The organism is Micromonospora sp. CCTCC AA 2012012, assembly GCF_040499845.1.
Lineage (GTDB): Bacteria > Actinomycetota > Actinomycetes > Mycobacteriales > Micromonosporaceae > Micromonospora > Micromonospora mangrovi.
The window spans coordinates 5,778,399-5,800,360 of the sequence record NZ_CP159342.1; the positions used below are offsets into that span (position 1 = coordinate 5,778,399).

A 21,962-nucleotide genomic window follows, 5' to 3' on the forward strand; every position below is an offset into this window, starting at 1 on the left:
TGGGCAGCTCAGGCTAGGGCGTCGAGCGCCAGCAGCGCCGCACCGAGGCAGCCGGCCTCGTCACCGAGGGCCGCGCCGACCAGGCGGGGTTCCCGGTGGAAGGTCATCCGCTCGTGCAGCGCGACGCGCAGCGGGTCGAGCAGGCGGGGGCCGGCCTGGGCCAGGCCACCCCCGATCACCACCGTCTCCACGTCGAAGAGGGCCTGCCCGGTGGCGAGTCCGTCGGCCAGGGCCGCCACGGTCTCCCGCCAGACCTGGCCCGCCGCGGGCTCGCCGGCCGCGGCGCGGTCCGCCACCTCGGCCGCGCTGACCGGGTCGCCGGTCAGTTCGGCGTACCGGCGGGCCACCGCGGCGGCCGAGGCCACCGCCTCCAGGCAGCCGGGGCGGCCGCAGCCGCAGCGCGGGCCGTCGGGGCGTACCAGGATGTGGCCGATCTCGCCGGCGGCGCCGTGCGCCCCGGTGACAGCCGACCCGTCGACCACGTGGGACGCGGCGATGCCGGTGCCGATCGCGACGAAGAGCACGTGGCGGGTGCCGCGTCCGGCGCCGAGCCGGGCCTCGGCCAGGCCACCGACGCGCACGTCGTGGCCGAGCGTCGTCGGCAGGTCGAGCCGCGCCGCCGCCAGGTCCCGCAGGGGTACGTCCCGGAAGCCGACGTTCGCCGACCAGACCGCCACCCCACGGGCGTCGTCCACCACCCCCGGTACGGCGATGCCGCAGGCCACCGGCTCCAGACCGTCGGCGCGGGCCTTGCCGGCCAGTCCTTCGGCGACCTCCAGGATGGTCCCGACCACCGCGTCCGGGCCGCGGGCGGCGCCGGTGGGGTGCCGTTCGGTGTGCACGGTGCTGCCGTCCGGGCGGACCAGGGCGCACTTCATCCCGGTGCCGCCCACGTCCAGTGCGACGACGACGGTCGGATCGGTCACGCGAGGACCACGGAGCGGGTCAGGTGGCGGGGCGCGTCGGGGTCGAGGCCGCGGCTGGTGGCCAGGGCGACGGCGAAGCGCTGGGCGAGGATCAGGTCGGCCATCGGGTCGACCGGGGTACGCCCGGCGGCCCAGCTCGTCAGCACGGTGCGGCAGCCGTGGGTGCGGCTGTGCACGAAGGTGGCGCCGGTGGCGGCGACGTCCTCGGGCAACCCGTCCGGGATCCCGCCGAACGCCCAGACCAGCCGGCCCGGCGCGCCCACCGAGATGGGCCCGTGCCGGTAGTCCATGGCCGGGTACGCCTCGGCCCAGAAGGTGGCCGCCTCGCGGCACTTCAGCGCCGCCTCGTGGGCGAGCCCGACGGTCCAGCCGCGCCCGAGGAAGGTGACCTGCTCGATCCGGGCCGGGTCGACCGGCAGCGGGACCCGGACGGCCACCTCGGCGTCGGCGGCGAGCCGGCCGATGTCGTCGCCCAGGTGCGCGCGGAGCAGTGCCAGCGCGGTGGTGGCGAAGCGGGTCTGCACCACCGACCGCTCGTCGGCGAAGGGCATGGTCACCGCCGCGTCGGCCAGCTCGACCGCGGGGGAGGTGGGGTCGCCGACGATGACGGTGGTCGGCACCTGGCCGCGCAGCGCGTTGAGCAGCTCCAGCACCTCGGTGGTGGTGCCGGAGCGGGTGATGGCGATCAGCCGGTCGTAGCGCCGGCCGGTGGGGAACTCGGAGGCCTGGAAGGCGTCCGTCTCGCCCTGCCCGGCGTGCTCGCGCAGCCCGGCGTACGCCGTCGCCATGAACCACGACGTGCCGCAACCGACGACGGCGACCCGCTCGCCGGGGCGCGGCAGGCGGTCGGCGACGGTCGGGGCGAGCTGCGCCGCCTCTCGCCAGCAGTCGGGCTGGCTCGCGATCTCCGCGTGCACGTACGCCATGACAACTCCTCGCCGGGGAGACGCTGCGCAATACGGCTCGTTATGGCCGTCTTTCGCGCGTTATTCTGCGCGAACCGGGGTGGCCGTGGCAACCAGCTCCCACATTGCGCAGTCGAAGGTTTTGCGCACACGTAGTTTCGCGCACTACTGTGCACGCAATCAATCACCGATCGTGCAGAGTCAGGGAGCCATGGACCGGTACGCCCGATGGAACGCCCTGCTGGAGATGCTGACCGACAGCGGGCGGGTGAGTGTGGAGGAGGCCGCGGCGCGGCTCGACGTCTCCCAGGCCACCATCCGGCGCGACTTCGACCAACTCGCCCAGCAGCAGATGATCACCCGTACCCGGGGCGGCGCGGTCGCCAACGGCGTCTCCTACGACCTGCCGCTGCGCTACAAGACCGCCAAGCACTCCGCCGAGAAGCAGCGGATCGGCGCGGCGGCCGCCGCGTTGGTCACCCCGGGCACCGTGGTCGGCCTCAACGGCGGCACCACCAGCACCGAGGTGGCCCGGGCCCTGGCCGTCCGGCCCGACCTGAACACCAGCGCCGAGGGTGCCCAGCTCACCGTGGTCACCAACGCGCTGAATATCGCCAACGAGCTGCTGGTCCGGTCCCGGATGAAGGTGGTGGTGGCCGGCGGGGTGGTCCGGCCCAAGTCGTTCGAGCTGGTCGGCCCGCTCGGCGGGGCGCTGCTGCGCGAGGTCACCCTGGACGTCGCCCTGCTCGGCGTGGACGCGATCGACCCGCAGCTCGGCGCCGCCGCCCACCACGAGGGTGAGGCCGCGATGAACAGCCTGATGGTCGCGCGGGCCAAGCGGGTGGTGGTCATCGCCGACTCGTCCAAGCTGGGCGGTCACGCCTTCGCCCGGATCTGCCCGGTGGACCGGGTGGAGACCCTGGTGACCGACTCGGGGGCGGCCCCGGCGGTGGTGCAGGCGTTCCGCGACGCGGGGGTGCAGGTCATCTGCGCCTGAGGTGAATCAGGGAAAACCCCGATGCATACCGGGTATTGTCAGCCGCTGCATACCGCGTATGGTGTCGAGCTGTCACCGCAACTCATCGGGGGAGGTCAGCTTGTCGGCTGTCCTGGAGATAGAAGGTCTCCGCAAGACGTACCGGAGTCGTCGACGCGGCACGCGACACGCGCTCGACGGCTTCGACATGCGGGTCGAGGCCGGGCAGGTGCACGGCTTCCTCGGCCCGAACGGCTCGGGCAAGACCACCACCCTGCGTACGCTGCTCGGCCTGATCCGGCCCGACGGCGGCCGGATGGCGATCCTCGGCCACGAGCTGCCCCGGGCGCTGCCCACGGTCGCCGGCCAGGTCGGCGCCATCGTGGAGAGCCCGCAGTTCTTCCCGCACTTCTCCGCCCGCGACACCCTCGGTCTGCTCGCCGGTGCCGGCGAACTGCCCCGGCAGCGGGTCGACGAGGTGCTGGAGTTGGTCGGGCTCCGGGACCGGGCCGACGAGCGGGTGAAGACCTACTCGCTCGGCATGAAGCAGCGCCTCGCCGTCGCCTCGGCCCTGCTCAAGAACCCGAAGCTGCTCATCCTCGACGAGCCGGCCAACGGCCTCGACCCGGGCGGCATCCGCGAGATGCGGTCGCTGATGCGCGACCTGGCCGAAGCCGGCATGACCGTGGTGCTCTCCAGCCACATCCTCGGCGAGATCCAGCTCATCTGCGACTCCGTCACCATCATCTCGCTGGGCCGCCGGGTCGCCTTCGGTCCGGTCGGGCAGGTGCTCGCGCAGCACTCCCAGCACGCCGTCCGGGTCCGCCTGGAGGCGGTCACCGACCTGCCGCAGGCCGCCGACACGCTCACCCGGGCCGGGCTGCGGGTCACCACCGAGCCCGACCACCTGATGCTGGCCGGGGTCGACAAGCCGGCCACCGTCAGCCGGCTCCTCGCCGAGCAGGGCCTCTATGTCAGCGAACTCTCCCCGGTCGCGGTCGACCTGGAGAGCGTCTTCCTCGAACTGACCTCCACCGCGCCGGTACCCGGCCAGCACCGGCAGGTCGACCAGTCCACGAAGGTCGGTGAGTCGGGCCAGCCCGGCAGCCGGGGAGGTTGGGGCGCATGAGCCTGTACGTCACCGAACTGCGCCGGCTGGCCAAGCGCCGGCTCACCCGGCTGCTGCTGGTGCTGCTCGTCCTCGGGCTGGCCGGCATCGCCACCGCCTTCACGTTCTCCAGCCACAAGCTCTCCCCGGCGGTGGTGGCCGAGGCGCAGGCCAAGTCCGACGCCGACTACCGCCAGGCGGTCAAGGAGTGGGAACGGTCGATCGCCGAGTGCGACGCCGCCGCCAAGCGGGGCGAGCAGACCGAGGAGCGGTACGGCCCGGACTGCGGCCGGCAGTGGCAGCCGCAGCCGGAGATGTTCGACCCGAAGTGGAACCTGCCCTACCAGTTCGACTTCCGCAGCGAGTACGCCACCTTCATCGGCGTCTTCGCGGGTGCCGTCGCGCTCTTCGCGTTCCTGGTCGGCGCCTCCTTCGTGGGGGCCGAGTGGAGCACCGGCGGAATGATGAACCTGCTGCTCTGGCGACCGAGACGGCTCGCCGTCCTCGGCACCAAGCTGGCCGCCGTGCTCACCGCCGTGCTCGGGGTGAGCGTGCTGCTCGGGGCGCTGTGGACGGTGGCCTTCTGGCTGATCGGCACCTATCGGGGCAGCACCGCGAAGGTCACCTCCGGGGTCTGGCAGTCCACCGCGATCAGCGGCGTACGGGCCCTGGCCCTGGTGCTGGCGGTCGCCGCGGTCGCCTTCGGGCTCGCCTCGCTCGGCCGGCACACCGCGATGGCGCTCGGCGTCGCGGTCGGCCTCGGCGTGGTCAGCGAGATCGGCATCCGGATCGCCGTGTCGATGGCGGGCGTGCGCTTCGGGGACCGGTACGTCCTGTCCACCTATGCGATGGCCTGGTTCGAGAAGCAGCGGAAGCTGATCGACTACCGGTCCTGCGACTTCGTGCAGGGGGAGTGCACCCCGAAGACGATGCTGGTGACCTGGCAGCACTCGGCGGTGGTGCTCGGGGTGGGCACCGCGCTGGTGCTGGTCGCGGCGTTCTGGACGATGCGGCGCCGGGACATCTCCTGAGGCGTGGTCGCCACGGTTCCCGGACCGTGACCGACGCGGACATTGCGTCCGGTGCGACCGGGGCGGGCCCTGGTTAGGCTGGGGTCCCCCCGGTCGGTGCCGTCGTGCCCGGCCCGCCTCCCGAGGAGCGCCATGCCCGCCGACGCCGCCACGGCCGCCGACCGGCCCGAGCCGTCCGGCCGGGTCGACGTCGAGCGCCGCGAGGGCGCGACGGTCGTCCCCCCACCCCGCTCCGCCCCCGCGGTGGAGGCCGATCCGACCCGGACCGTCGAGGCCGACCCGGCGGACGCGGCCTCGTCCCCCGCCGACGAGGTCGCTCCGGCCGACGCCGACGCCGGACCGGCGGCCGGGCTCACCGAGCGGGAACGGCGGATCCTCGCCTTCGAACAGCAGTGGTGGAAGCACGCCGGGGCCAAGGAGCAGGCGATCCGGGACACCTTCGGGCTCTCCGCGACCCGCTACTACCAGCTGCTCAACGCGCTGCTCGACCATCCGGCGGCGCTGGCCGCCGAGCCGATGCTGATCGGGCGGCTGCGCCGGTTGCGCTCCTCCCGGGCGCGCAACCGGCGTCGCTGACGCGTCATTTCTCGTACGTGCGCAGCCCGTTGCCGATGGCGAAGAAGGTCGGCGCCCACTCTCCGATGAAGATGCCCCAGCGGTCCGCCCGGGCGACCCCGGCCCGCTCCAGGTGCTTGGAGAGGAACCAGCTGGTGAAGGAGAGCCCGATGCTCACGAACCCGGCGAGGTAGGCGTGTTCCGCCCTGAGTCCTGACTCGTGCAACCGTTCCAACATGGCGTCCCCCCGTAGCGTCGACGACCTCCGCATCCGACGCTACCGCGAGTGACCGGGTGGCAGCGGCGAGTTGGCCGGGTCGCATGTCGCCGCCCGGGCCGGGTAGGTGGGCGGCGACGGAGGGAGCAGACGCATGGGGGCACCAGACCGCCGGTTCCTGACCGGGAGCCGGCCGGCGCGACCCGTCGGCGCGGCACCGGTGATGCGGGTACGCTCCGCCTCCGCCCCGGCGCCCGGCCGGCTGGAGAACGAGGATGTGGTGTTCCGGTTCGGCCCGCTGGTCGGGGTGTTGGACGGGGCGACCGTGCCGGACGGCTTCGACACCGGCTGCGTACACGGGCCGGCGTGGTTCGTGCGGCACCTCGCCGCCCGGATCGGGCTGGCCGTGGCGGCCCGACCGGCGGCGACCCTGATGAGCTGCCTCGCCGCGGCGATCCTCGCGGTCCGCGCGGACCACGGCGACGACTGCGACCTGGACCACCCGGGCACCCCGTCGACCACCGTCTGCCTGCTGCGTGAGGGCGGGGAGCAGGTGGACTACCTGGTGCTCTGCGACAGCCCGCTGGTGCTGGACGCGGGCGGCGAGGTGAGCGTGGTCGCCGACGACCGGCTGGACACCGCGATGGCGGACCTGCGCCGGCTCGCCGCCGCGCTGCCCGGGGACGACCCTTCGGCCCGCTTCCGCCGGGCGGTGACCGCGCAGCGGGAGCGGATGAACCGGACGCACGGCTACTGGGTGGCGGCCACCGACCCGGACGCGGCGTACCACGCGCTGACCGGGACGCTGCCGCTGCGCGGGCCGGGTGCGCTGCGCCGGGCGGCGCTGCTCAGCGACGGGGCCTCCTGCGCGGTGGACCAGTTCGGGCTCTTCGACTGGGCCGGGCTGCTCGACGTCACCGCCGCCGAGGGGCCGGCCGGGCTGATCGACCGGGTACGCGCCGCCGAACGCGACCACCCGGAGCGGCTGCGCCGGTTCAAGCGCTCCGACGACGCCTCGGTGGTGTTCTGCGAGTTCGGTCCGTCCTGATCGGCGGGGCACGGACCGGCACCGGTGACAGCGGAGCGTGACGCGCGACACGAAGCCGGTCCGACCGGCCGGTACGTTCCGCCGTACCGGCAGACCCTGCCGGATGGGGTGGACTGAGGCGGTTACGGGCGGCAGACTGCGGCACGTGGCAGGTGCGGTACGGCTGGAGCCGGTGAACGAGGGGAACCTGGAGCCGTTGCTGTCGGTAGCGGCGGCCGAGGCGGAGCCCGACGACGTCATGCCTCCGGTCGACGCGCCGGCCGGCTGGTCCACCGCCCGCCGGGACGCGTTCCGGGAGTTCCACCGCGCCCACTTCGCGGGCTTCGCCGGCCCCACGGGGACCCAGATGTACGCCATCCTCGCCGGCGGTGAGGTGGTCGGCATGGTGCGGATGGCCCGCTGCGACGAGCCGGGGACCGTCGAGACGGGCATGTGGCTGGGCCGGTCGGCGCGGGGGCAGGGCCTCGGCGCGGCGGCGTTGCGGGAACTGCTGAACCTGGCCGCCGCAGCCGGAATGCAGACCGTCGTGGCGCGGACGACGCCGGACAATGCAGGTGCCATTTCGGTGCTCCGCAAATGCGGTGCGAAATTGCGCGAAGATGGCGGCACGGTGCGTGCGCAGATTTGTCTGGACGCCGCTCTGCCGGCCGTTTGAGGTCATTCCTCGCCCGAGGGCGAGGAATGTGAAGTCCCTGATCAGGGCGATCTCTCTGACCGTTTTGTCCAGGCAAGGCCCCGCTGTCAGGGCGCATCCCGTTAGCCGGTGACACGCCTCTCCGGCGCTGCGCGGAAATGTTTCGTGGGTAGGCCCACGGGTATCGACGGCCGGGTCCGCTAAAACGGAATCACCCGACCCGCAGGCCATTTTGTGGCTATTCCCCGGTAGCTGTTCCGCCGGCCTGTCCTCGTGTGGCGCGGGAGTTCCGTACGCCGGGGAGCGAAGGAGAACTGATGAAGAGCGGAGCTCGGATCGCGCTGGCGGTCGGCCTCGGTTACGTCCTCGGCCGTCGGAAGAAGTTGCGTACCGCCCTCACCCTCGGCGCCGCGGTGGCCGCCGGACGGGCCAGCCGGAATCCCGGCGGGCTGCTGAAGTACGGCACGGACCTGTTGAACGCCAACCCCCAACTGGGCAACCTGAGCAAGCTGGGCGCCCCGCTGGCCACCGCCGGCAAGGCCGCCGCGACGGCCGCCGCGGGCAGCGGCATCGACGCCCTCAGCGGCCGGCTGCGCGGCAGCGCCGACGCGCTGCGCCGCAGGTCCGGCGGTGACCAGCCGGACGACTCCTCCGACGAGCGTTCCGCGCCGGACGAGGAGCAGGAGCTCGACGACCAGCCCGAGGCCGACGACGACTCGGACCAGGACGACTCGGACGAGCGGCAGCCGGCCGTCGCGCGCCGGCAGCGGGGGCGATGACCATGGCAGCGACCTCGAACCTCGCCGACCGGGCACGCGACCAGCTCGGCGGCGAACTGCGCAATCTGGCCTCCGCGATCGGTGAACGGGCCATGACGGTGGTGACCGAGCGGCTCACCGGCGCGACCGGCCGACTCAGCGAGTACGCCAAGTCCGGCGGCGGACCCGGTCTGATCGCCGCCGCCACCGGCGCGCAGAAGCTCGCCGAGGGCAGCTCCCCGATGAAGGCCATGTTCCATGCCGGCCTGGCCGGCGGTAAGGAGAAGCTCATGTCGGCGTTCGGTGGTGGCGGCGGCAAGGGTGGCAAGAGCGGCGGCAAGAAGCTCAAGGTCACCAACATCGTCGAGACCATCGAGGTCGGCGTGCCGGTCCGGGTGGCGTACAACCAGTGGACCACCTTCGGTGCCTTCCCGAGCTTCATGAAGAAGGTGGAGCTGGCGGAGAACGCCTCCGACGAGAAGATGAACTGGAAGGCGCAGATCTTCTGGTCGCACCGCAGCTGGGAGTCGACGATCATCCGGCAGATCCCGGACCGGTTGATCCACTGGCGGTCGAAGGGCGTGAAGGGCTCCGTCGACGGCACGGTCAGCTTCCACGAGGTCGGCCCGGAGCTGACGAAGATCCTCGTCGTCCTGGAGTACCACCCGAAGGGCCTCTTCGAGCACACCGGCAACCTGTGGCGGGCCCAGGGCCGGCGGGTCCGGCTGGAGATGAAGCACTTCGTCCGGCACGTCATGACCGTGACCGTGCTCGACCCCGACTCGGTCGAGGGCTGGCGCGGCGAGATCGAGGACTCCCAGGTGGTCAAGGACCACGAGACCGCGCTCCAGGAGGAGCAGGAGGCCCGCGAGCAGCAGGAGCAGGGCCAGGTCGAGGAGCCCGAGGAGGCGGAGGAGCCCGAGGAGGAGCCGGAGGAGGAGCGCCGGCCCGCCGAGCGTGGCCGCCGTCGTGCGCCGCAGCGTCGTCGTCCCCCGCAGGAGGAGGAGTACGACGAGTACGAGGAGGGCGAGGACTTCGACGAGGGCTACGACGAGGAGGAGGAGCCCGAGGAGGAGAAGCCTCCGGTGCGCCGCCGTCAGCCGGAGCGGGCCCGCCGCCCGCAGCCGCGGGAGGAGCGGGAGCCCCGCGAGGAGCGTCCCCGCCCGGCCGCCCGTCGGGCCCCCGAGGCACCCCGTCGGCCGGTGGTCCGCCGCCGCCGTGAGGAGCGTGGCGAATGACGATCGCGACGACGAGCGGCGGTCAGGGCGGTGGCGCCCTGGAACGCGGCGGTGGTGGCGGGGGCGGGGGAACCCTCGCCGACGTGGTGGAGACGGTGCTGGACAAGGGCGTGGTGATCGACGCGCAGGTGTCGGTCGCCGTGGTCGGCATCAACCTCCTGGAGATCAACGCCCGGATCGTGATCGCCAGCGTCGAGACGTACCTGCGGTTCGCCGAGGCGGTCGACCGGTACGACATCACCCCGAAGGGCACCAAGGGGCTGCCCGACCTGGTGGGCGACGCGGCCGGGGCGGCGACCAAGGGCAAGGCCCTCTCCGGCCTGGGCAAGGCGGCGCAGGAGATCAGTGGCGCGGTGGCCGACTCGATCAGCGACCGCTCCGAGCGCAAGCGGGACCGCCCGCGCCGCCGGGACGAGGAGGGCTGAGATGACCGACGAGCAGCCGGCCGGCGAGAGCGGCCTGTTCATCTACGGCATCGTGCCGTCCGACGTGGAGCCGACCCCCGACGCGGAGGGGGTCGGCACCCCGCCGGGGGAGATCACCGCGATCCGGCACGGCGACCTGGCCGCCCTGGTCAGCGAAGTCGGGCTGGAGGAGCCGATGGGCCGGCCCGCCGACCTGACCGCGTACCAGACGCTGCTGGACGGCACGGTGGTCGTGGCGCCGGTGCTGCCGGTCCGCTTCGGCACGGTGGTGACCGGGCCGGACGCGGTGGCCGACCTGCTGGAGGCGCACCACGACCGGTTCGCCGCCGCGCTCGACGAGTTCGAGGACCGGGTCCAGTACACGGTCCACGGGCGGTTCGAGGAGGCGGAGCTGATCAGCGAGATCCTGGCCGCCGACGCGGGGGCCGCCGCGCTCGCCGACCAGGTGCGCGGCCGGTCCGAGGTGGAGAGCCGCGAGCAGCGGATCCGGCTCGGCGAGATGATCAGCCAGGCGGTGGAGCTGCGCCGCGAGGCGGAGAACCGCGAGCTGATCGAGGCCCTCACCCCGTACGTGGTGGCGAACTCGCCCCGCCAGCCGAGCAGTGAGCTGGACGCGATGAACGTGGCCTTCCTGGTCGGCACGGACGACGAGGAGGAGTTCGTCCGGGCGGTGGAGGACTTCGCCGAGCAGCGTCGGGACCTGATCCGGATGCGGCTGCTCGGCCCGCTCGCCCCCTACGACTTCGTCAGCGCGCACCAGCTGGTGGAGTGACCCGTGGACATCCTGTGGGCGTTGCTGACCCTGCCGTACGCACCCGTGCGGGGGCTGACCTCGGTGGTCAAGGTCATCGCCCGGGAGGCGGAGGAGCGGCAGTACAACCCGGTCAACATCCGGCGGGAGCTGGAGGAGCTGGACCGGGCGGCGGCGGCCGGCGACATCACGCCCGAGGAACGGGACCGGGGGCAGCAGCAGGTGCTCGACCGGTTGACCACCCCGGCCGGCGGCTCCGGGCGTACGCCGTCCGGCTCCGCCGGCCGGGCCCGCCGGCCGCCCCCGGCCCGGCGCCGGTCCACCGACCGACGAGGTGACCAGGACCGCCGGCGAGGGAGATGAGATGACCGGAGCAAGGATCCGCGGCGACGGTGACCGGGAGCGGTGGCGCGACCGGGGCGGCCGGGAGGAGAACGACCGGTACGCCGACGACGACGAGGACTACGAGCCGATCACCGCGGCCGAGGCGGCCCGGGAAGGGCTGCGCCAGATCGTCGGGCTGACCGGCCGGGACGCCCTCGGGATCACCTCGATCCAACCCAGCGACGACGGCTGGCTGGTCGGGGTGGAGGTGGTCGAGGACCACCGGATCCCGGCCTCGACCGACCTGCTCGGCCTCTACGAGGTCGAACTGGACATGGCGGGCAGCCTGCTCGGCTACCGGCGGCTGCGCCGCTACCAGCGCGGCAAGGGGGACGTGAGCTGAGATGACCACTTCACGGCAACCCTCGGTGGTGCAGAACACCGGCCAGGTGATGGGTGCCGGCCACGAGCCGGCCAACCTGGGCGACATCCTCGAACGGGTCCTCGACCGGGGCATCGTGATCGCCGGCGACATCCGGGTCAGCCTGCTCGACATCGAGCTGCTGACGCTCAAGCTGCGGCTGGTGATCGCCTCGGTGGACACCGCGCGGCAGATCGGCATCGACTGGTGGGAGCACGACCCGTGGCTCAGTTCCCGGGCCCGGCCGCCCGTCGAGCCCGGCCCGCGCGACCCCGAGGAGGTGGAGGCGTCCCGGCGTCCGCGGGTCGCCGCCCGCGCCGCGAGGGAGGAGCGGAATGAGTACGACCGCTGAACCCACCCCGGCCGACGCCGCCCTCGGGGTCGGCGCCTGGCTGCACGGGGTGGTCCGCGAGGCGGACCCGGCGACGCTCGCCGGCATCGCCGGGATGGACGGCACCCCGGTGCGCGCGGTCCGCGCCGCCGGCCTGGTCGCCGTGGTCAGCAACGCCCCGCTGACCGAGTACGGCGAGGAGCCGTTGCGCCGCAACCTGGAGGACCTGGCGTGGCTGGAGCGGGCCGCGCGGAGCCACCACGCGGTGGTGGACACGCTCTCCCGGGCGGGTGCGGTGGTGCCGGCCCGGCTGGCCACCGTGCACCGCGACGACGAGCGGGTCGCCCGGGTGCTGGTCGAGCGGGAGGCGGAACTGAGCGCCGCGCTGGCCCGGCTCACCGGCCGCGAGGAGTGGGGCGTCAAGGGGTACGTGGTGCCCGGCGCGACGCCCCGGACCGAGGAGCCGGCCGGCGGGGGCGGCGCCGGGGCGGCGTACCTGCGGCGGCGGCGGGCCCAGCTCACCGCCCGCGAGGAGGGGCAGCGGATCGCGGCGGAGGCGTCCACCGCCGTGCACACCGCCCTCGCCGACCACGCCGTGGCCGCCCGTCGGCACGCCCCGCAGGACCGGCGGCTCTCCGGGGCGGCCACCGCGATGGCGCTCAACGGCGCGTACCTGCTCGACCGGGCGGCGCTGGACGGCTTCTCCGCGCTGGTCGGGGAGCTGGCCGAGCGGCACCCGGAGCTCCGGCTGGAGCTGACCGGCCCGTGGCCGCCGTACTCCTTCGTGGCGGAACCCTCGACGGAGCCGGCACCCCCGGAGCCGGCGTGACCGCGGTGCGGGGGTCGGCATGGCGGTGAGCCCGCTCGCGCCGAGCAGCGCCGACGGCGCGGTTCCCTACCAGCAGGTGGCCCTGGTCGACCTGCTCGACCGGGTGCTCGCCACCGGCGTGGTGATCAGCGGTGACCTCACCCTCGCCATCGCCGACATCGACCTGGTCCGGATCTCGCTGCGCGCGCTGGTGGCCTCCGTCGGCGCGCTCGCCCCGCCGGAGCTGCCCGACCCGCTCGCCGCGCCGGAACTCCCCGGCGGGCCCGCCGCACCGGAGCTGCCCGGCGCCGGCCGGGAGGTGGCGTCGTGACCGAGCGGGACGAGGCGGCCGACCTGGCCGCCGCGCTGGGGGAGCCGCAGTGGGAGAAGCCCCGGGTCCGGCCGCTGGACCGGCGGCTCGCCGTCGACACCGACTCGGTCGAGCGGGGCCTGGCCAGCCTGGTGCTCACCGTCGTCGAGCTGCTGCGGCAGCTGATGGAACGCCAGGCGCTGCGCCGGGTCGACCTCGGCGACCTCACCGACGAGCAGATCGAACGCGTCGGCGCCACCCTGATGGCCCTTGAGCAGCAGATGGCCCAGCTCCGCGACTACTTCGGCCTCTCCCCCGAGGACCTCAACCTCGACCTCGGCCCCCTCGGCCCCCTCCTGCCCAGGGACTGACCCTCACGATCACCGACAGGGGTCAGGGTTGGTGGGTGGCGGCGTAGGCGGCCAGCCAGGCGACCTGGTCGGGGTCGAGGGAGGGGCGGACGCGGGTGCGGGCGGACGCGACGTGGGCGGTGGTGACGGTGGCGGCGGTCAGGGACTCCCGCATCGCGGCCAGGGCCGACTCGCGGACCAGAGCGGCGCAGTCGGCGGCGGAGAAACCCGCCAGCTCCTCGCCGAGGGCGGCCAGGTCCACGTCGGGTGCGAGCGGGACGTGCCGGGCGGCGGCCCGGAGGATCTCCGCGCGGGCCGGCCCGTCCGGCGGTGGCACATAGACCAGGCGTTCCAGCCGGCCGGGGCGCAGCAGCGCCGGGTCGACCAGGTCGGGGCGGTTGGTCGCGCCGACCACCACCACGTTCCGCAGCGTCTCCACCCCGTCCAGCTCGGTCAGCAGCGCGGCCACCACCCGGTCGGTCGTACCCCCGTCGGTGGCCTGGCCGCGCAGCGGGGCCAGGGCGTCCACCTCGTCCAGGAAGATCAGCGTGGGCGCGGCCTCACGGGCCCGGCGGAACAGCTCCCGCACCGCACGCTCGCTCTCGCCCACCCACTTCGACAGCAGCTCGGCGCCCTTCACCGACAGCACGTTCGCCCGCCCCGACCCGGCCAGCGCGGTGACCAGATAGGTCTTGCCGCAGCCGGGCGGACCATAGAGCAGCACGCCCCGGGGCGGCTGCACACCCAGCCGGGCGAAGGTGTCCGGATAGGTCAGCGGCCAGAGCACCGACTCGGTCAGCCGCTCCTTCACCTCGTGCAGGCCACCCACGTCGTCCAGGGTCACCGAGGCCAGCTCCAGGCTCGCCGAGCCGGCCATCGTGGTGGGGCGGACCACCTCCCGCGCGGCGTCGAAGTCGACCATCGCCACCGTCGGTGACTCCGCCGACTTCTGCCGCAGCGCCGCCCGCACCCCGGCCTCGCGGACCAGCGCCGCCAGGTCCGCCGCGACGAACCCCGGCGTACGCCCGGCCACCTCGTCCAGCCGGACGTCCTCGGCGAGCGGCACCTGCCGGGTCAGCACGGTCAACTGCTCGCGGCGCATCGGCTGGTCCGGCAGCGGCACGGTGATCCGCAGCGAGAGCAGGTCGGGTGCGCGCAACGCCGGATCCACCGACTCCGGCCGGCCGGTGGTGCAGACGACCGCCGCCCCGGCGCGTACGGTCTCGGCGAGCACCTGCCGGAAGACCGTGGCCAGCGGGCCCGGATCGTCGGCCGGGGCGAGCGCCTCCACGTCGGTGACCAGCAGGACGGCCGGCCCGTCGGCGCGTACCGCCTCGGCGGCGGCGCGCAGTCGGGCCGCCGCGGCGTCGTTGGTGAGCGCGGCCAGCTCCGGGGCCCAGAGCGGGCAGACCCGGGCCCGTACCCGGGCGGCCACCGCCCGGACCAGCGCCGACTTGCCCGAGCCGGCCGGCCCGCTCAGCAGCACACCCAGCGACACGGTGGTGCCCAACCGGCCCAGTACGTCCCGGTGGTGGAAGCCGAGGTCGAGCAGTTCGGTCAGCTCGTCGGCCTGGGCCCGCAGCCCGGGCAGCTCGTCCACGCTCGGCGCCTCGTCCGGCTCGATCAGCTCCGGGGACGCGGCCGGCTCGCCGGACGACGCCGCACCGGTCAGTCGACCGCCGCTGTCCTGCCCGACCGGGCCGGAGCCGCGGGTGGTGGCGCCCTGCTCCCAACCGACCACGGTGTCCATCGTGACCAGCACGCCGACGGCCGGTCCGGCGGCGACCTCTTCGGCGGTGGTCGGCTCGACGGCGGCCCGTTCTGCGGCGACCGGTTCGATGGCGGCGACCGGTTCGACGGCGGCGGCCGGTTCGACGGCGGCCACGGTGAGCAGGGTGCTGGTCCAGGCGTAGCCGACGGCACTGGCCAGGCTGCGCCGAGCCGCCTCGACCAGGCTGCGTACCGGGGCGTCGGGGAGCACGTCCCGGGGCAGCAGCGACACGTCGTCCCCGGCGGTGACGACCTTGCCGAGCAGGGCCAGCCGCAGCATCTCCGGGGAGACCGCCGCGACGATCCCCGCCGGGCCGGTCAGGGTGACCCGGCGGGCGGGGGTGACCGGCAGCGGGCTGACCGTCACCTGCCCGCCGTCGCGCAGACCCAGGTTGCCCAGCAGCAGGTCGTCGGCGTAGAGCAGGGCGGTGCTCGCGGTCGGCTCGGCCGGGGCGACGATGCCGGCGGTCACCCGCCGGCCGGCCAGGCGTACCGGGTCGCCGGGGCGCAACGCGAGCGCGGTCAGCACCTCGGGGTGCAGGCGGACGACGCCGCGCCGGGCGTCCAGCGCCGCCGGCCGCAGGCTCGCGGTCAGGGTGAGGTCGGGTTCCGCCACCGCCCGACAGTAGCCGCCGACGGCACGCCGTGCCGGTCGTGCCCGGTCAGGGCAGCGGTCCGGTGTCCTCCAGCAGCGACGGGTCGCGCCGGATCATCTCGGCGAGCCGGGCGGCCGGGTCCACGCCCGGCCCGTCCCGACCCGGCGTCCAGGCCGGCACGGTCTTCGCCGACATCGGCCAGGCGGGCGGCGGCTTCGCCACAGCCTCCTCGCCGACCGTCACGTCCGGCCCGGCCCAGGACACCCGCAGGGGGTACGCCCGCCCGTCGTGCTCCACCCGCAGGGGGTACGCCCGCCCGTCGTGCTCCACCCGCAGGGGGTACGCCCGCCCGTCGTGCTCCACCCGCAGGGTGACGGCCAGCCCGGGATGCTCGGCGACCACCCGGCGGACCGCCTCGGCCACCTCCTCCACCGGATCCCGCACGGCCGGCGTGTTCCCGCCCGGCTCCCGGACGACGGGCGGCTGCCCGACCGGCTCCAGGACCGGCGTGCTGCCGACCGGCTCCCGAGCAGCCGGCGGGGTCCCGCCCCGCAGCCGGTACGCCCCGCGCGTCGGCTCGGCCGGCCCGGTCACGTCCCCCTCGTCGTCCGGAGTGCCCACCCGACGCCGCAGCGCCTCCTCCCGGCGGGCCATCCGGGCCAGTGTCTCGTCCAGATCACCTCTCATCACGTCCACCCCTTTCCAGGAAACGGGTCGAGCCGGTCGATCGGTTCAGGCGTCCCGCTCCCGGGTCGCCCGTTCCAGTGCGCGGTCCAGGACGACCAGCAGGGCGTCCCGGACGGAGAGCCGCTCGCGCGCGTCGAACTGCACCAGCGGCACGTGGTCACCGATGGCGAGCGCCCAGCGGACCGAGGCCAGGTCGTGCGCGAGCCGCCCGTCGAAGGCGTTCACCCCCACCACGAAGGGCAGCCCGGCCCGCTCGAAGAAGTCGATCGCCGGATAGCAGTCGTCGAGCCGGGCGCTGTCCACCACCACCAGCGCGCCGAGCGCGCCCCGGGCCAGGTCGTCCCACATGAACCCGAACCGGGCCTGACCGGGGGTGCCGAAGAGATAGAGCTTCAGGCTGCGGTCGATGGTCACGCAGCCGAAGTCCATCGCCACCGTGGTGGTCGTCTTCGTCGACCGTACGCCCGGGTCGTCGACGCCGATCCCGGCGCTGGTCATCTCCGCCTCGGTGGTCAGCGGGGCGATCTCGGAGATCGCCCCCACCGTGGTGGTCTTGCCGACGCCGAACCCACCGGCGATGAGGATCTTCACCGGGATCGGCGGCGTACGCCCCGGGGTGCCCGTGACGGTCGGCGCGGACCCCGCCGGCGGCCGGTACGGCGGCGGCGGTGCCGGCGTGGGCGCGGGCGGCGCGGGCACGGGTGGCGGCACGGCCCGCCCGGGGGCGGAACCGGGACCGGCCGGGGTGCCGTACCGGGCGGCGGCGCTGTTGGCGGCGAGCCCGCCCGCCGCCGGGACGGGCCATTCAGGTGATCGCACGGAGTCCATCAATCAGTCGCAGGATGATGTCGGGGTCGAGGGCGTCGTCGGTGGCGCCGACGTGCACGTCGAGGTGGCCGGCGGCGCGCAGGTCGCCGACCAGGACCCGGGTCACGCCGAAGTGCATCCGCATCCGGGCGGAGATCTCGGCGACCGAGATCGGCTCCCCGCAGAGCGCGACGATCGCCTGGAGTTCCGGGGCGAGCCGGGACGACACCGCCCACGAACCGGTCTCCGGCCGGGCGGTCACCTGGGTCTCCAGGCCGATCCCCGGGTCGGCGCCGGCCGTCCGCCCGGCGGTCAGCACGAACGGTCGCGGGCTGGCCGGTCGCTCCGGACCGGCCTCGGTCGCCTCGGGTTCCGCCGGCGGGGGAGCGCCGACGGGAAACGACCGCAGGTAGGGCCGGATCCGGACCCCGGGGTCCGGATCCGGCTCCTCGCCGGCGACCTCCGGGGTCATTGCTGAACGGCGTTCTTCAGCTCGGCGATGAGGCGCGGGCTCAGCGCGCCACCGGCCCGCCCGGCGAAGAGCGTCATCTCGTACGCCACGGTGCCGAGGTTCGCGGACCGGTCCGCGACGACGCCGAGCACCGAACCACTGCTGATCGCGCTGATCAGCAGGTAGCCCTCGGCCATGTCGACGATCACCCGGTTCAGTCCGCCGAGGGCGTACCAGCTGGCGGCGCCACCGGCGAGGCTGGTCATCCCGGAGACCACCGCGGCGAGTCGTTCCGCGTTGGAGCGGTCCTTGATCGCGGACATGGCCATCAGCAGGCCGTCCGAGGAGACCGCGATCGCCTCCATCACCCCCGCGGTGCTGGAGGTGAACGAGTCGAGCAGCCAGTTGAAGGTGCGGGCCTCGGGGCTGAGTTCGCCCGGGTGGCTGTCGAGGTTGTCGTGCAGGAACGGGCTGGTCACCGTGATGATCCCTCTTCGTTACGGCGGTCTGGACTGACTTCGCGCAGAGCACGGGCGACGCCCGCCTCGAACTGGGTGATGAGGTCGCGTACCTCGGTGGGGTCGCCGGGATGCTGGTGGGGCGCCGGTGCGTGCGGCGGCGCGACCGCCAGGTTCGCCCCCGGCACCCGCCGGCTCAGCCGCGGCCGGTCCGGGGTCGGCCCGGCGCTCTCCGCCGGACCCGGCATCGGCGTCTCCGTCCGGGTCGGCAGGACGCTGCCGGCCGGGGTGGGCAGTGGCATGTCCGCCTGGAGTGGCCCGGTGGTGCCGGTCGGGGCCGGCCCCGCGCTGCGCGCCCGGGTCTGCTCGGCCCGGAGCACGCCGGACTGGAACTCCTCGACCAGCGCGCGGGCGGCGGCCGGGTCGGCCAGGGTGGCGTCCACCGGACCGACCACCGGGGCGGTACGCGGCAGGCTGGCCCCGGGCACCCGCTGTCGGATCAGCGGGCGTGTCCCGCCGGCCGGTGCGCCGGTGAAGGCCGGCGGCGGTGGCGCGGCGGGAGTGCCCGTCGCCGGGAGGACGGGGACGGGCGGTGCCGTCGGATAGCCGCTGCCGACGCTCGGCCCGGCGGTGAGCGGGGTCGGCCCGACCGTCCGTCGCGGCAGCACCGCCCCGTCGGCCCCGGTACGGCCGGTCGGGTCGTCCGTCGGGGCAGCGTCGGCCGGTTCGACGGTACCGAAGGCGTCCCACGGCTCGCCGGCCGCCATGCTCCGGGTGGCCCGGCTCAGCAGCGCCGGGTCGAAGCCGGGCAGTGCCAGCTCCGGGGCGGTCGGCGCGGCCACCGGTGCCGGGTGCTCGACCGGCACGGCGCTCCGGTGCTCCAGGGCGCGCCGGTCCCGGGCCGGTACGGCGGCCCGCGCGACCGTCACCCCGGCGCGCTCCGGCCGGCGGATCACCAGCAGTGCCCGGGGGATCTCCAGCCGGGCGGTCACCCCGCCACCCGCGGTGGGGACGAGGTCCACCGTCCAGCCGTGCCGGCGGGCCAGCCGGCCGACCACGAAGAGCCCGAGCACCTCGGTCGGGGCGAGGTCGAGGCGTTCCCGCCGGGTCAGCCGGGCGTTCTCCTCGGCGAGGCGTTCCTCGGTCATGCCGATGCCCCGGTCGATCACGGTCAGCCGGGCACCCCCGTCGGTCAGCTCACCGGCCACCACCACGCGGGTGTGCGGCGGGGAGGAGACGGTGGCGTTCTCCATCAGCTCGGCCAGCGCCAGCACCAGGTCGCCGACGGTGGCCGGCGCGGCCGACACGCCGGGCGGGACCTGCACGTCGACCCGGGTGTAGTCCTCGATCTCGCCGAGCGCCAGCCGGACCACGTCGGCCAGCGGCACCGGGGCGACGTGCCCGTCGGTGCCGGCCGAGCCGGAGAGGACGACCAGGCTGCCGGCGTTGCGGCGCAGCCGGCTGGAGATGTGGTCGAGGCGGTACAGGTCCTCCAGCCGGCCCGGCTCGGTCTCCTGCCGTTCCAGCCGGTCGATCAGGGCGATCTGCCGGCCGACCAGGTTCTGCGTACGGCGGCCGACGTGGCCGAACATCTGCGCCACGTTGCGTCGGCCGGCGACCTGTCGTTCGACCAGCCGGGCGGCGGTGCTCTGCACCCGTTCGAAGGCCCGGGCCAGGTCGCCGATCTCGTCCCGGGCCCGGACGTCCACCGGGTCGAGTCGGACCGGCTGGACGGATTCGGCCTCGTCGTCGACGACCCGGACCAGTTCGGCCTCGGCGACCCGGGCGACCCGGTCGGCGGAGCGGGTGAGCCGGGTCAGCGGGCGGGCCACCGTCCGGGCGACGGCCATGCTGAGCAGCACCACGATCAGCAGGACGAGGGCGGCGGCCCCGCCGACCAGCCAGGCGACGGTGAGCGCGCGCCGCTGGTCGGCGGTGGTCTCGGCGATGACGTCCGCGACGATCTTCTTCTCCACGAACTGGCCGAGCGTGATCATGGAGCGGACGGCCGGGAAGAGCGCGTCCAGCGGCACCGGGGCGATCGCGGCGACCGGGTCCCGGACACTGTCCACCAGGAAGGTGGGCGAGGTCCGGGCGGCCACCGCCGCGTCGTCCAGCATGGCGAGCTTGTACTGCTCGCGGTTGATCAGGCCACGGAACCGCTGGTTGTCCACCTGGAGGGCGGACATGCAGGCGATGTAGGCCGCCGCCACCTTCGGGTCGCTCGTCGCCTTGACCAGCACGATCAGGGTGGCGCACGCGCCCAGCCCCTCGTCGGCGCGCAGCAGCGCGTCCAACGCCAGCACCTGCTGACCGGCGGAGGTGTTCGTGTCCACCTGGAACGGCAGCCGCAGCGCCTCGATGAGCGCGGTGTCGACCGGCCCGAAGTCCGCCATGATCAGGTCCGGGGTGGCCCTCCCGGCCAGTACGGCGGTCCGCAGGTCGGCCAGCTTGCGTACGCCGTCGAGGGCCGCCGCGACCCGGTCCGGCAGCGGCTCGGCGCGCAGGTCGGCGACCCGGTCGTCCACCATGGCCGACTTCTGGATCAGCTCGGTACGGCTCACCCGGCCCAGCAGCAGCCCCACCGAGAGCAGCCGCTCCTGTTGGAGGTCCTGCACCAGGCTGCCGATCCGGCTGGCGACCCGGACGGTGGCGGCGATGTCGCCGGCCCGCTGCGCGGCGGCCACCCGGTCGACGACGACCGGTACGGCGAGCCCCACCATGCTGAACAGCGGGATGATCACGAGCAGGGCGAGCTTGCCCCGGATCCGGAGCCTACCGAGCAGCATCGAAGGGCCCCCACCGTTCCGGCTCGGCACGACGGGCCGGGCCGACGGGCTGGAGCTGACGTGGCTCGGCGGGCGGTTGCCACGGATCGGGCAGCGCGGCGGCCTCCTGCCTCTCCCGCCACTCCTCGGCGGCCCGGTGGCGGGCCCGGCGTACCGCGGCGAGGAGCACCCCGGCCAGTGCGGCGACCAGCAGGGCGGCCAGTGTGGCGGCGCCGAGGGCCAGCCTGCGGTCCCGGTCGAACCGGTCGATCCGCTCGGCCAGCAGCGCGTCGAGCTGGTCGAGGATGACGTCGCGCAGCTGCTTGGCGGCGGACTGGGCGGTGCCGCCGCTGCTGGAGAGCCGGGCCGGGTCGGGTGTCGCCGTGCCGGCGGCCGGCGTGCCGTACGCGCCGAACGCCTCGATGGAGCGCTGGTAGGTGTCCAGCGGGGTCAGCACGTTGGCGCCCAGCTCGGTGCTCTCGGAGCTGTCCACCGCGGCCCGCAGGTCGTCCACCAGGTCGGTGGCCGGGACGAGGGCGGCCACGCGGAGTTCCGCCAGCTGGAGGAGGGCCTTGGGCCGCTCGGCGGCGGGGCGTCGGGGAGCCAGCCGGGACACGTCCACGAGCCGGCCGGCGTACACCGTGGCGGTGGGGAGGTCCCCGGTGATGGCGTCCTGGAGGAAGAAGGAGTCGGACTGCGGGTCGCGGATCAGCCCGGAGCTCTCCCGCACCTTCCGGTACAGGTCCAGCAGCAGGTCGGTGGCCTCCCCGTACGCGACGAAGGCGGCCTCGGGGTTGCTGATGGCCCGGTCGGGCAGGGCCTCCAGCTTGGCCCGGAGCCCGGCCCACCGCTCGTGGCTGCGCAGCTCGTCGCCGACGGCACTGTCCACGGTGGCCACCTGCTCCACGGCGGCGGTGAGCGCGCCGCGGGAGACCGTCCCGCCGCCGACGGTGACGGACTGGGCCTCGACCAGCGCGTCGGTCACCGGGCCGAGGGCGCGCAGGTAGCGCACGCCGAGCCGTTCCCGCGCGGCCAGGTCCCGGTCGTCCCCGGTCAGCCGGTAGGTCTGCGTGAAGAGCAGCCCCACCGGGGCGACCAGCGCCACCACGAGCAGCAGGGGCAGGACTCGACCCGACAACCGGGGCCGTCGACTGACCCGCGACGCGGGGACTGTCATGTTCGGTCTCCTCCGGCGACGGCGGGGGACTTCTCCGGGTGGGCGGGGGTCGCCGATGCAGTCCCGTACACCGGACCGGAAACTAATCCAACCGCGCGCCGGTGTGAGCGCCGTCGCGGAGTCGGCTTCGCG

At 74.5% G+C, this 21,962-nt stretch carries 26 protein-coding genes; 16 read left to right on the forward strand and 10 right to left on the reverse strand.

Annotated elements, in window-relative coordinates; translation table 11 throughout:
* Nucleotides 1-8 precede the first annotated feature (8 nt).
* Both ABUL08_RS26110 and ABUL08_RS26115 read right to left on the reverse strand, forming a co-directional pair.
* Nucleotides 9-926, reverse strand: coding sequence for an ROK family protein (locus ABUL08_RS26110; protein ID WP_350932653.1), 918 nt, complete (start codon nt 924-926; stop codon nt 9-11).
* Nucleotides 923-1,852, reverse strand: a complete 930-nt coding sequence (locus ABUL08_RS26115) for an SIS domain-containing protein (protein ID WP_350932654.1) — start codon at nt 1,850-1,852, stop codon at nt 923-925. The genes ABUL08_RS26110 and ABUL08_RS26115 overlap by 4 nt, the downstream gene beginning before the upstream one ends.
* Before the next feature lie 190 nt (nt 1,853-2,042).
* Here ABUL08_RS26115 and ABUL08_RS26120 point away from each other — a divergent pair, with 190 nt between their 5' ends.
* The 4 genes from ABUL08_RS26120 to ABUL08_RS26135 all read left to right on the forward strand — a co-directional run bounded on the left by ABUL08_RS26120 (nt 2,043) and on the right by ABUL08_RS26135 (nt 5,522).
* On the forward strand, nt 2,043-2,828 hold the full coding sequence (locus tag ABUL08_RS26120) for a DeoR/GlpR family DNA-binding transcription regulator (RefSeq protein ID WP_350932655.1): 786 nt from the start codon (nt 2,043-2,045) through the stop codon (nt 2,826-2,828).
* A gap of 100 nt (nt 2,829-2,928) precedes the next feature.
* Complete coding sequence (locus ABUL08_RS26125) at nt 2,929-3,936, forward strand: ABC transporter ATP-binding protein (protein WP_350932656.1); 1,008 nt, start codon at nt 2,929-2,931, stop codon at nt 3,934-3,936.
* Nucleotides 3,933-4,946, forward strand: coding sequence for an ABC transporter permease subunit (locus tag ABUL08_RS26130; RefSeq protein WP_350932658.1), 1,014 nt, complete (start codon nt 3,933-3,935; stop codon nt 4,944-4,946). The genes ABUL08_RS26125 and ABUL08_RS26130 overlap by 4 nt, the downstream gene beginning before the upstream one ends.
* Nucleotides 4,947-5,078: 132 nt before the next feature.
* Nucleotides 5,079-5,522, forward strand: coding sequence for a DUF3263 domain-containing protein (locus ABUL08_RS26135; protein WP_350932659.1), 444 nt, complete (start codon nt 5,079-5,081; stop codon nt 5,520-5,522).
* 4 nt (nt 5,523-5,526) lie between these two features.
* Here the strand turns inward: ABUL08_RS26135 and ABUL08_RS26140 are convergent, their stop codons facing one another.
* Entirely contained in the window at nt 5,527-5,739 is a 213-nt protein-coding gene (locus ABUL08_RS26140; protein WP_350932660.1) for a hypothetical protein, read from the reverse strand.
* A 133-nt stretch (nt 5,740-5,872) separates the two neighbouring features.
* Here ABUL08_RS26140 and ABUL08_RS26145 point away from each other — a divergent pair, with 133 nt between their 5' ends.
* From ABUL08_RS26145 to ABUL08_RS26200, 12 genes are all read left to right on the forward strand, one after another.
* Nucleotides 5,873-6,766 (forward strand): hypothetical protein, encoded by an 894-nt coding sequence (locus tag ABUL08_RS26145; RefSeq protein WP_350932661.1) that lies wholly within the window; start codon nt 5,873-5,875, stop codon nt 6,764-6,766.
* 145 nt (nt 6,767-6,911) lie between these two features.
* Entirely contained in the window at nt 6,912-7,421 is a 510-nt protein-coding gene (locus tag ABUL08_RS26150; RefSeq protein ID WP_350932662.1) for a GNAT family N-acetyltransferase, read from the forward strand.
* A gap of 296 nt (nt 7,422-7,717) precedes the next feature.
* Complete coding sequence (locus tag ABUL08_RS26155) at nt 7,718-8,179, forward strand: hypothetical protein (RefSeq protein ID WP_350932663.1); 462 nt, start codon at nt 7,718-7,720, stop codon at nt 8,177-8,179.
* Between the two features lie 2 nt (nt 8,180-8,181).
* Nucleotides 8,182-9,396, forward strand: coding sequence for an SRPBCC family protein (locus ABUL08_RS26160; protein WP_350932665.1), 1,215 nt, complete (start codon nt 8,182-8,184; stop codon nt 9,394-9,396).
* Nucleotides 9,393-9,821 (forward strand): gas vesicle protein GvpJ, encoded by a 429-nt coding sequence (gene gvpJ, locus ABUL08_RS30715; RefSeq protein WP_449288905.1) that lies wholly within the window; start codon nt 9,393-9,395, stop codon nt 9,819-9,821. The genes ABUL08_RS26160 and gvpJ (ABUL08_RS30715) overlap by 4 nt, the downstream gene beginning before the upstream one ends.
* A 1-nt stretch (nt 9,822) precedes the next feature.
* Nucleotides 9,823-10,593 (forward strand): GvpL/GvpF family gas vesicle protein, encoded by a 771-nt coding sequence (locus ABUL08_RS26170; RefSeq protein WP_350932666.1) that lies wholly within the window; start codon nt 9,823-9,825, stop codon nt 10,591-10,593.
* 3 nt (nt 10,594-10,596) lie between these two features.
* Nucleotides 10,597-10,935: a gas vesicle protein GvpG gene (locus ABUL08_RS26175; protein WP_350932667.1), complete on the forward strand. Its 339-nt coding sequence runs from the start codon at nt 10,597-10,599 to the stop codon at nt 10,933-10,935.
* 1 nt (nt 10,936) lies between these two features.
* Nucleotides 10,937-11,299: a gas vesicle protein GvpO gene (locus tag ABUL08_RS26180; RefSeq protein ID WP_350932668.1), complete on the forward strand. Its 363-nt coding sequence runs from the start codon at nt 10,937-10,939 to the stop codon at nt 11,297-11,299.
* A gap of 1 nt (nt 11,300) precedes the next feature.
* Entirely contained in the window at nt 11,301-11,669 is a 369-nt protein-coding gene (gene gvpJ, locus ABUL08_RS26185; protein WP_350932670.1) for a gas vesicle protein GvpJ, read from the forward strand.
* Nucleotides 11,653-12,477 carry a GvpL/GvpF family gas vesicle protein gene (locus tag ABUL08_RS26190; protein ID WP_350932671.1) on the forward strand — a complete coding sequence of 275 codons (825 nt, stop codon included), beginning with the start codon at nt 11,653-11,655 and terminating at the stop codon, nt 12,475-12,477. Before gvpJ (ABUL08_RS26185) ends, ABUL08_RS26190 begins: the two co-directional genes overlap by 17 nt.
* 19 nt (nt 12,478-12,496) lie before the next feature.
* Nucleotides 12,497-12,787: a gas vesicle protein gene (locus ABUL08_RS26195; RefSeq protein WP_350932672.1), complete on the forward strand. Its 291-nt coding sequence runs from the start codon at nt 12,497-12,499 to the stop codon at nt 12,785-12,787.
* Complete coding sequence (locus tag ABUL08_RS26200) at nt 12,784-13,137, forward strand: gas vesicle protein K (RefSeq protein WP_350932673.1); 354 nt, start codon at nt 12,784-12,786, stop codon at nt 13,135-13,137. Before ABUL08_RS26195 ends, ABUL08_RS26200 begins: the two co-directional genes overlap by 4 nt.
* A gap of 22 nt (nt 13,138-13,159) precedes the next feature.
* On the opposite strand, the gene ABUL08_RS26205 is transcribed toward ABUL08_RS26200, so the two are convergent.
* From ABUL08_RS26205 to ABUL08_RS26235, 7 genes are read right to left on the reverse strand one after another with little or no spacing between them, the layout of a single operon-like run.
* The gene (locus tag ABUL08_RS26205) at nt 13,160-15,502 is read right to left on the reverse strand and encodes an AAA family ATPase (RefSeq protein WP_350932674.1); all 2,343 of its coding nucleotides are present in this window, start codon (nt 15,500-15,502) and stop codon (nt 13,160-13,162) included.
* Between the two features lie 46 nt (nt 15,503-15,548).
* Nucleotides 15,549-16,169 carry a hypothetical protein gene (locus ABUL08_RS26210; protein ID WP_350932676.1) on the reverse strand — a complete coding sequence of 207 codons (621 nt, stop codon included), beginning with the start codon at nt 16,167-16,169 and terminating at the stop codon, nt 15,549-15,551.
* A gap of 45 nt (nt 16,170-16,214) precedes the next feature.
* Nucleotides 16,215-16,997 carry a GTP-binding protein gene (locus ABUL08_RS26215; protein WP_350932677.1) on the reverse strand — a complete coding sequence of 261 codons (783 nt, stop codon included), beginning with the start codon at nt 16,995-16,997 and terminating at the stop codon, nt 16,215-16,217.
* A complete protein-coding gene (locus ABUL08_RS26220; protein WP_350932678.1) occupies nt 16,975-17,448 on the reverse strand; it encodes a DUF742 domain-containing protein in 474 nt (157 codons plus the stop codon). Before ABUL08_RS26220 ends, ABUL08_RS26215 begins: the two co-directional genes overlap by 23 nt.
* Nucleotides 17,445-17,906, reverse strand: coding sequence for a roadblock/LC7 domain-containing protein (locus tag ABUL08_RS26225; protein ID WP_350932679.1), 462 nt, complete (start codon nt 17,904-17,906; stop codon nt 17,445-17,447). Before ABUL08_RS26225 ends, ABUL08_RS26220 begins: the two co-directional genes overlap by 4 nt.
* Nucleotides 17,903-20,674 carry a sensor histidine kinase gene (locus tag ABUL08_RS26230; protein ID WP_350932681.1) on the reverse strand — a complete coding sequence of 924 codons (2,772 nt, stop codon included), beginning with the start codon at nt 20,672-20,674 and terminating at the stop codon, nt 17,903-17,905. Before ABUL08_RS26230 ends, ABUL08_RS26225 begins: the two co-directional genes overlap by 4 nt.
* Entirely contained in the window at nt 20,661-21,830 is a 1,170-nt protein-coding gene (locus ABUL08_RS26235; RefSeq protein WP_350932682.1) for a hypothetical protein, read from the reverse strand. The genes ABUL08_RS26230 and ABUL08_RS26235 overlap by 14 nt, the downstream gene beginning before the upstream one ends.
* Nucleotides 21,831-21,962: the final 132 nt, after the last annotated feature.

Excerpts from the sequence above, each read along its gene's own strand:
- ABUL08_RS26180 (WP_350932668.1), top strand. The coding sequence starts at position 10,937 with ATGACCGGAGCAAGGATCCGCGGCGACGGTGACCGGGAGCGGTGGCGC.
- ABUL08_RS26130 (WP_350932658.1), top strand. The coding sequence starts at position 3,933 with ATGAGCCTGTACGTCACCGAACTGCGCCGGCTGGCCAAGCGCCGGCTC.
- ABUL08_RS26155 (WP_350932663.1), top strand. The coding sequence starts at position 7,718 with ATGAAGAGCGGAGCTCGGATCGCGCTGGCGGTCGGCCTCGGTTACGTC.
- gvpJ (WP_449288905.1), top strand. The coding sequence starts at position 9,393 with ATGACGATCGCGACGACGAGCGGCGGTCAGGGCGGTGGCGCCCTGGAA.
- ABUL08_RS26145 (WP_350932661.1), top strand. The coding sequence starts at position 5,873 with ATGGGGGCACCAGACCGCCGGTTCCTGACCGGGAGCCGGCCGGCGCGA.
- ABUL08_RS26115 (WP_350932654.1), bottom strand. The coding sequence starts at position 1,852 with ATGGCGTACGTGCACGCGGAGATCGCGAGCCAGCCCGACTGCTGGCGA.
- ABUL08_RS26120 (WP_350932655.1), top strand. The coding sequence starts at position 2,043 with ATGGACCGGTACGCCCGATGGAACGCCCTGCTGGAGATGCTGACCGAC.
- ABUL08_RS26135 (WP_350932659.1), top strand. The coding sequence starts at position 5,079 with ATGCCCGCCGACGCCGCCACGGCCGCCGACCGGCCCGAGCCGTCCGGC.
- ABUL08_RS26195 (WP_350932672.1), top strand. The coding sequence starts at position 12,497 with ATGGCGGTGAGCCCGCTCGCGCCGAGCAGCGCCGACGGCGCGGTTCCC.
- ABUL08_RS26230 (WP_350932681.1), bottom strand. The coding sequence starts at position 20,674 with ATGCTGCTCGGTAGGCTCCGGATCCGGGGCAAGCTCGCCCTGCTCGTG.
- ABUL08_RS26140 (WP_350932660.1), bottom strand. The coding sequence starts at position 5,739 with ATGTTGGAACGGTTGCACGAGTCAGGACTCAGGGCGGAACACGCCTAC.
- ABUL08_RS26210 (WP_350932676.1), bottom strand. The coding sequence starts at position 16,169 with ATGAGAGGTGATCTGGACGAGACACTGGCCCGGATGGCCCGCCGGGAG.
- ABUL08_RS26190 (WP_350932671.1), top strand. The coding sequence starts at position 11,653 with ATGAGTACGACCGCTGAACCCACCCCGGCCGACGCCGCCCTCGGGGTC.
- ABUL08_RS26170 (WP_350932666.1), top strand. The coding sequence starts at position 9,823 with ATGACCGACGAGCAGCCGGCCGGCGAGAGCGGCCTGTTCATCTACGGC.
- gvpJ (WP_350932670.1), top strand. The coding sequence starts at position 11,301 with ATGACCACTTCACGGCAACCCTCGGTGGTGCAGAACACCGGCCAGGTG.
- ABUL08_RS26220 (WP_350932678.1), bottom strand. The coding sequence starts at position 17,448 with ATGACCCCGGAGGTCGCCGGCGAGGAGCCGGATCCGGACCCCGGGGTC.
- ABUL08_RS26215 (WP_350932677.1), bottom strand. The coding sequence starts at position 16,997 with ATGGACTCCGTGCGATCACCTGAATGGCCCGTCCCGGCGGCGGGCGGG.
- ABUL08_RS26235 (WP_350932682.1), bottom strand. The coding sequence starts at position 21,830 with ATGACAGTCCCCGCGTCGCGGGTCAGTCGACGGCCCCGGTTGTCGGGT.
- ABUL08_RS26160 (WP_350932665.1), top strand. The coding sequence starts at position 8,182 with ATGGCAGCGACCTCGAACCTCGCCGACCGGGCACGCGACCAGCTCGGC.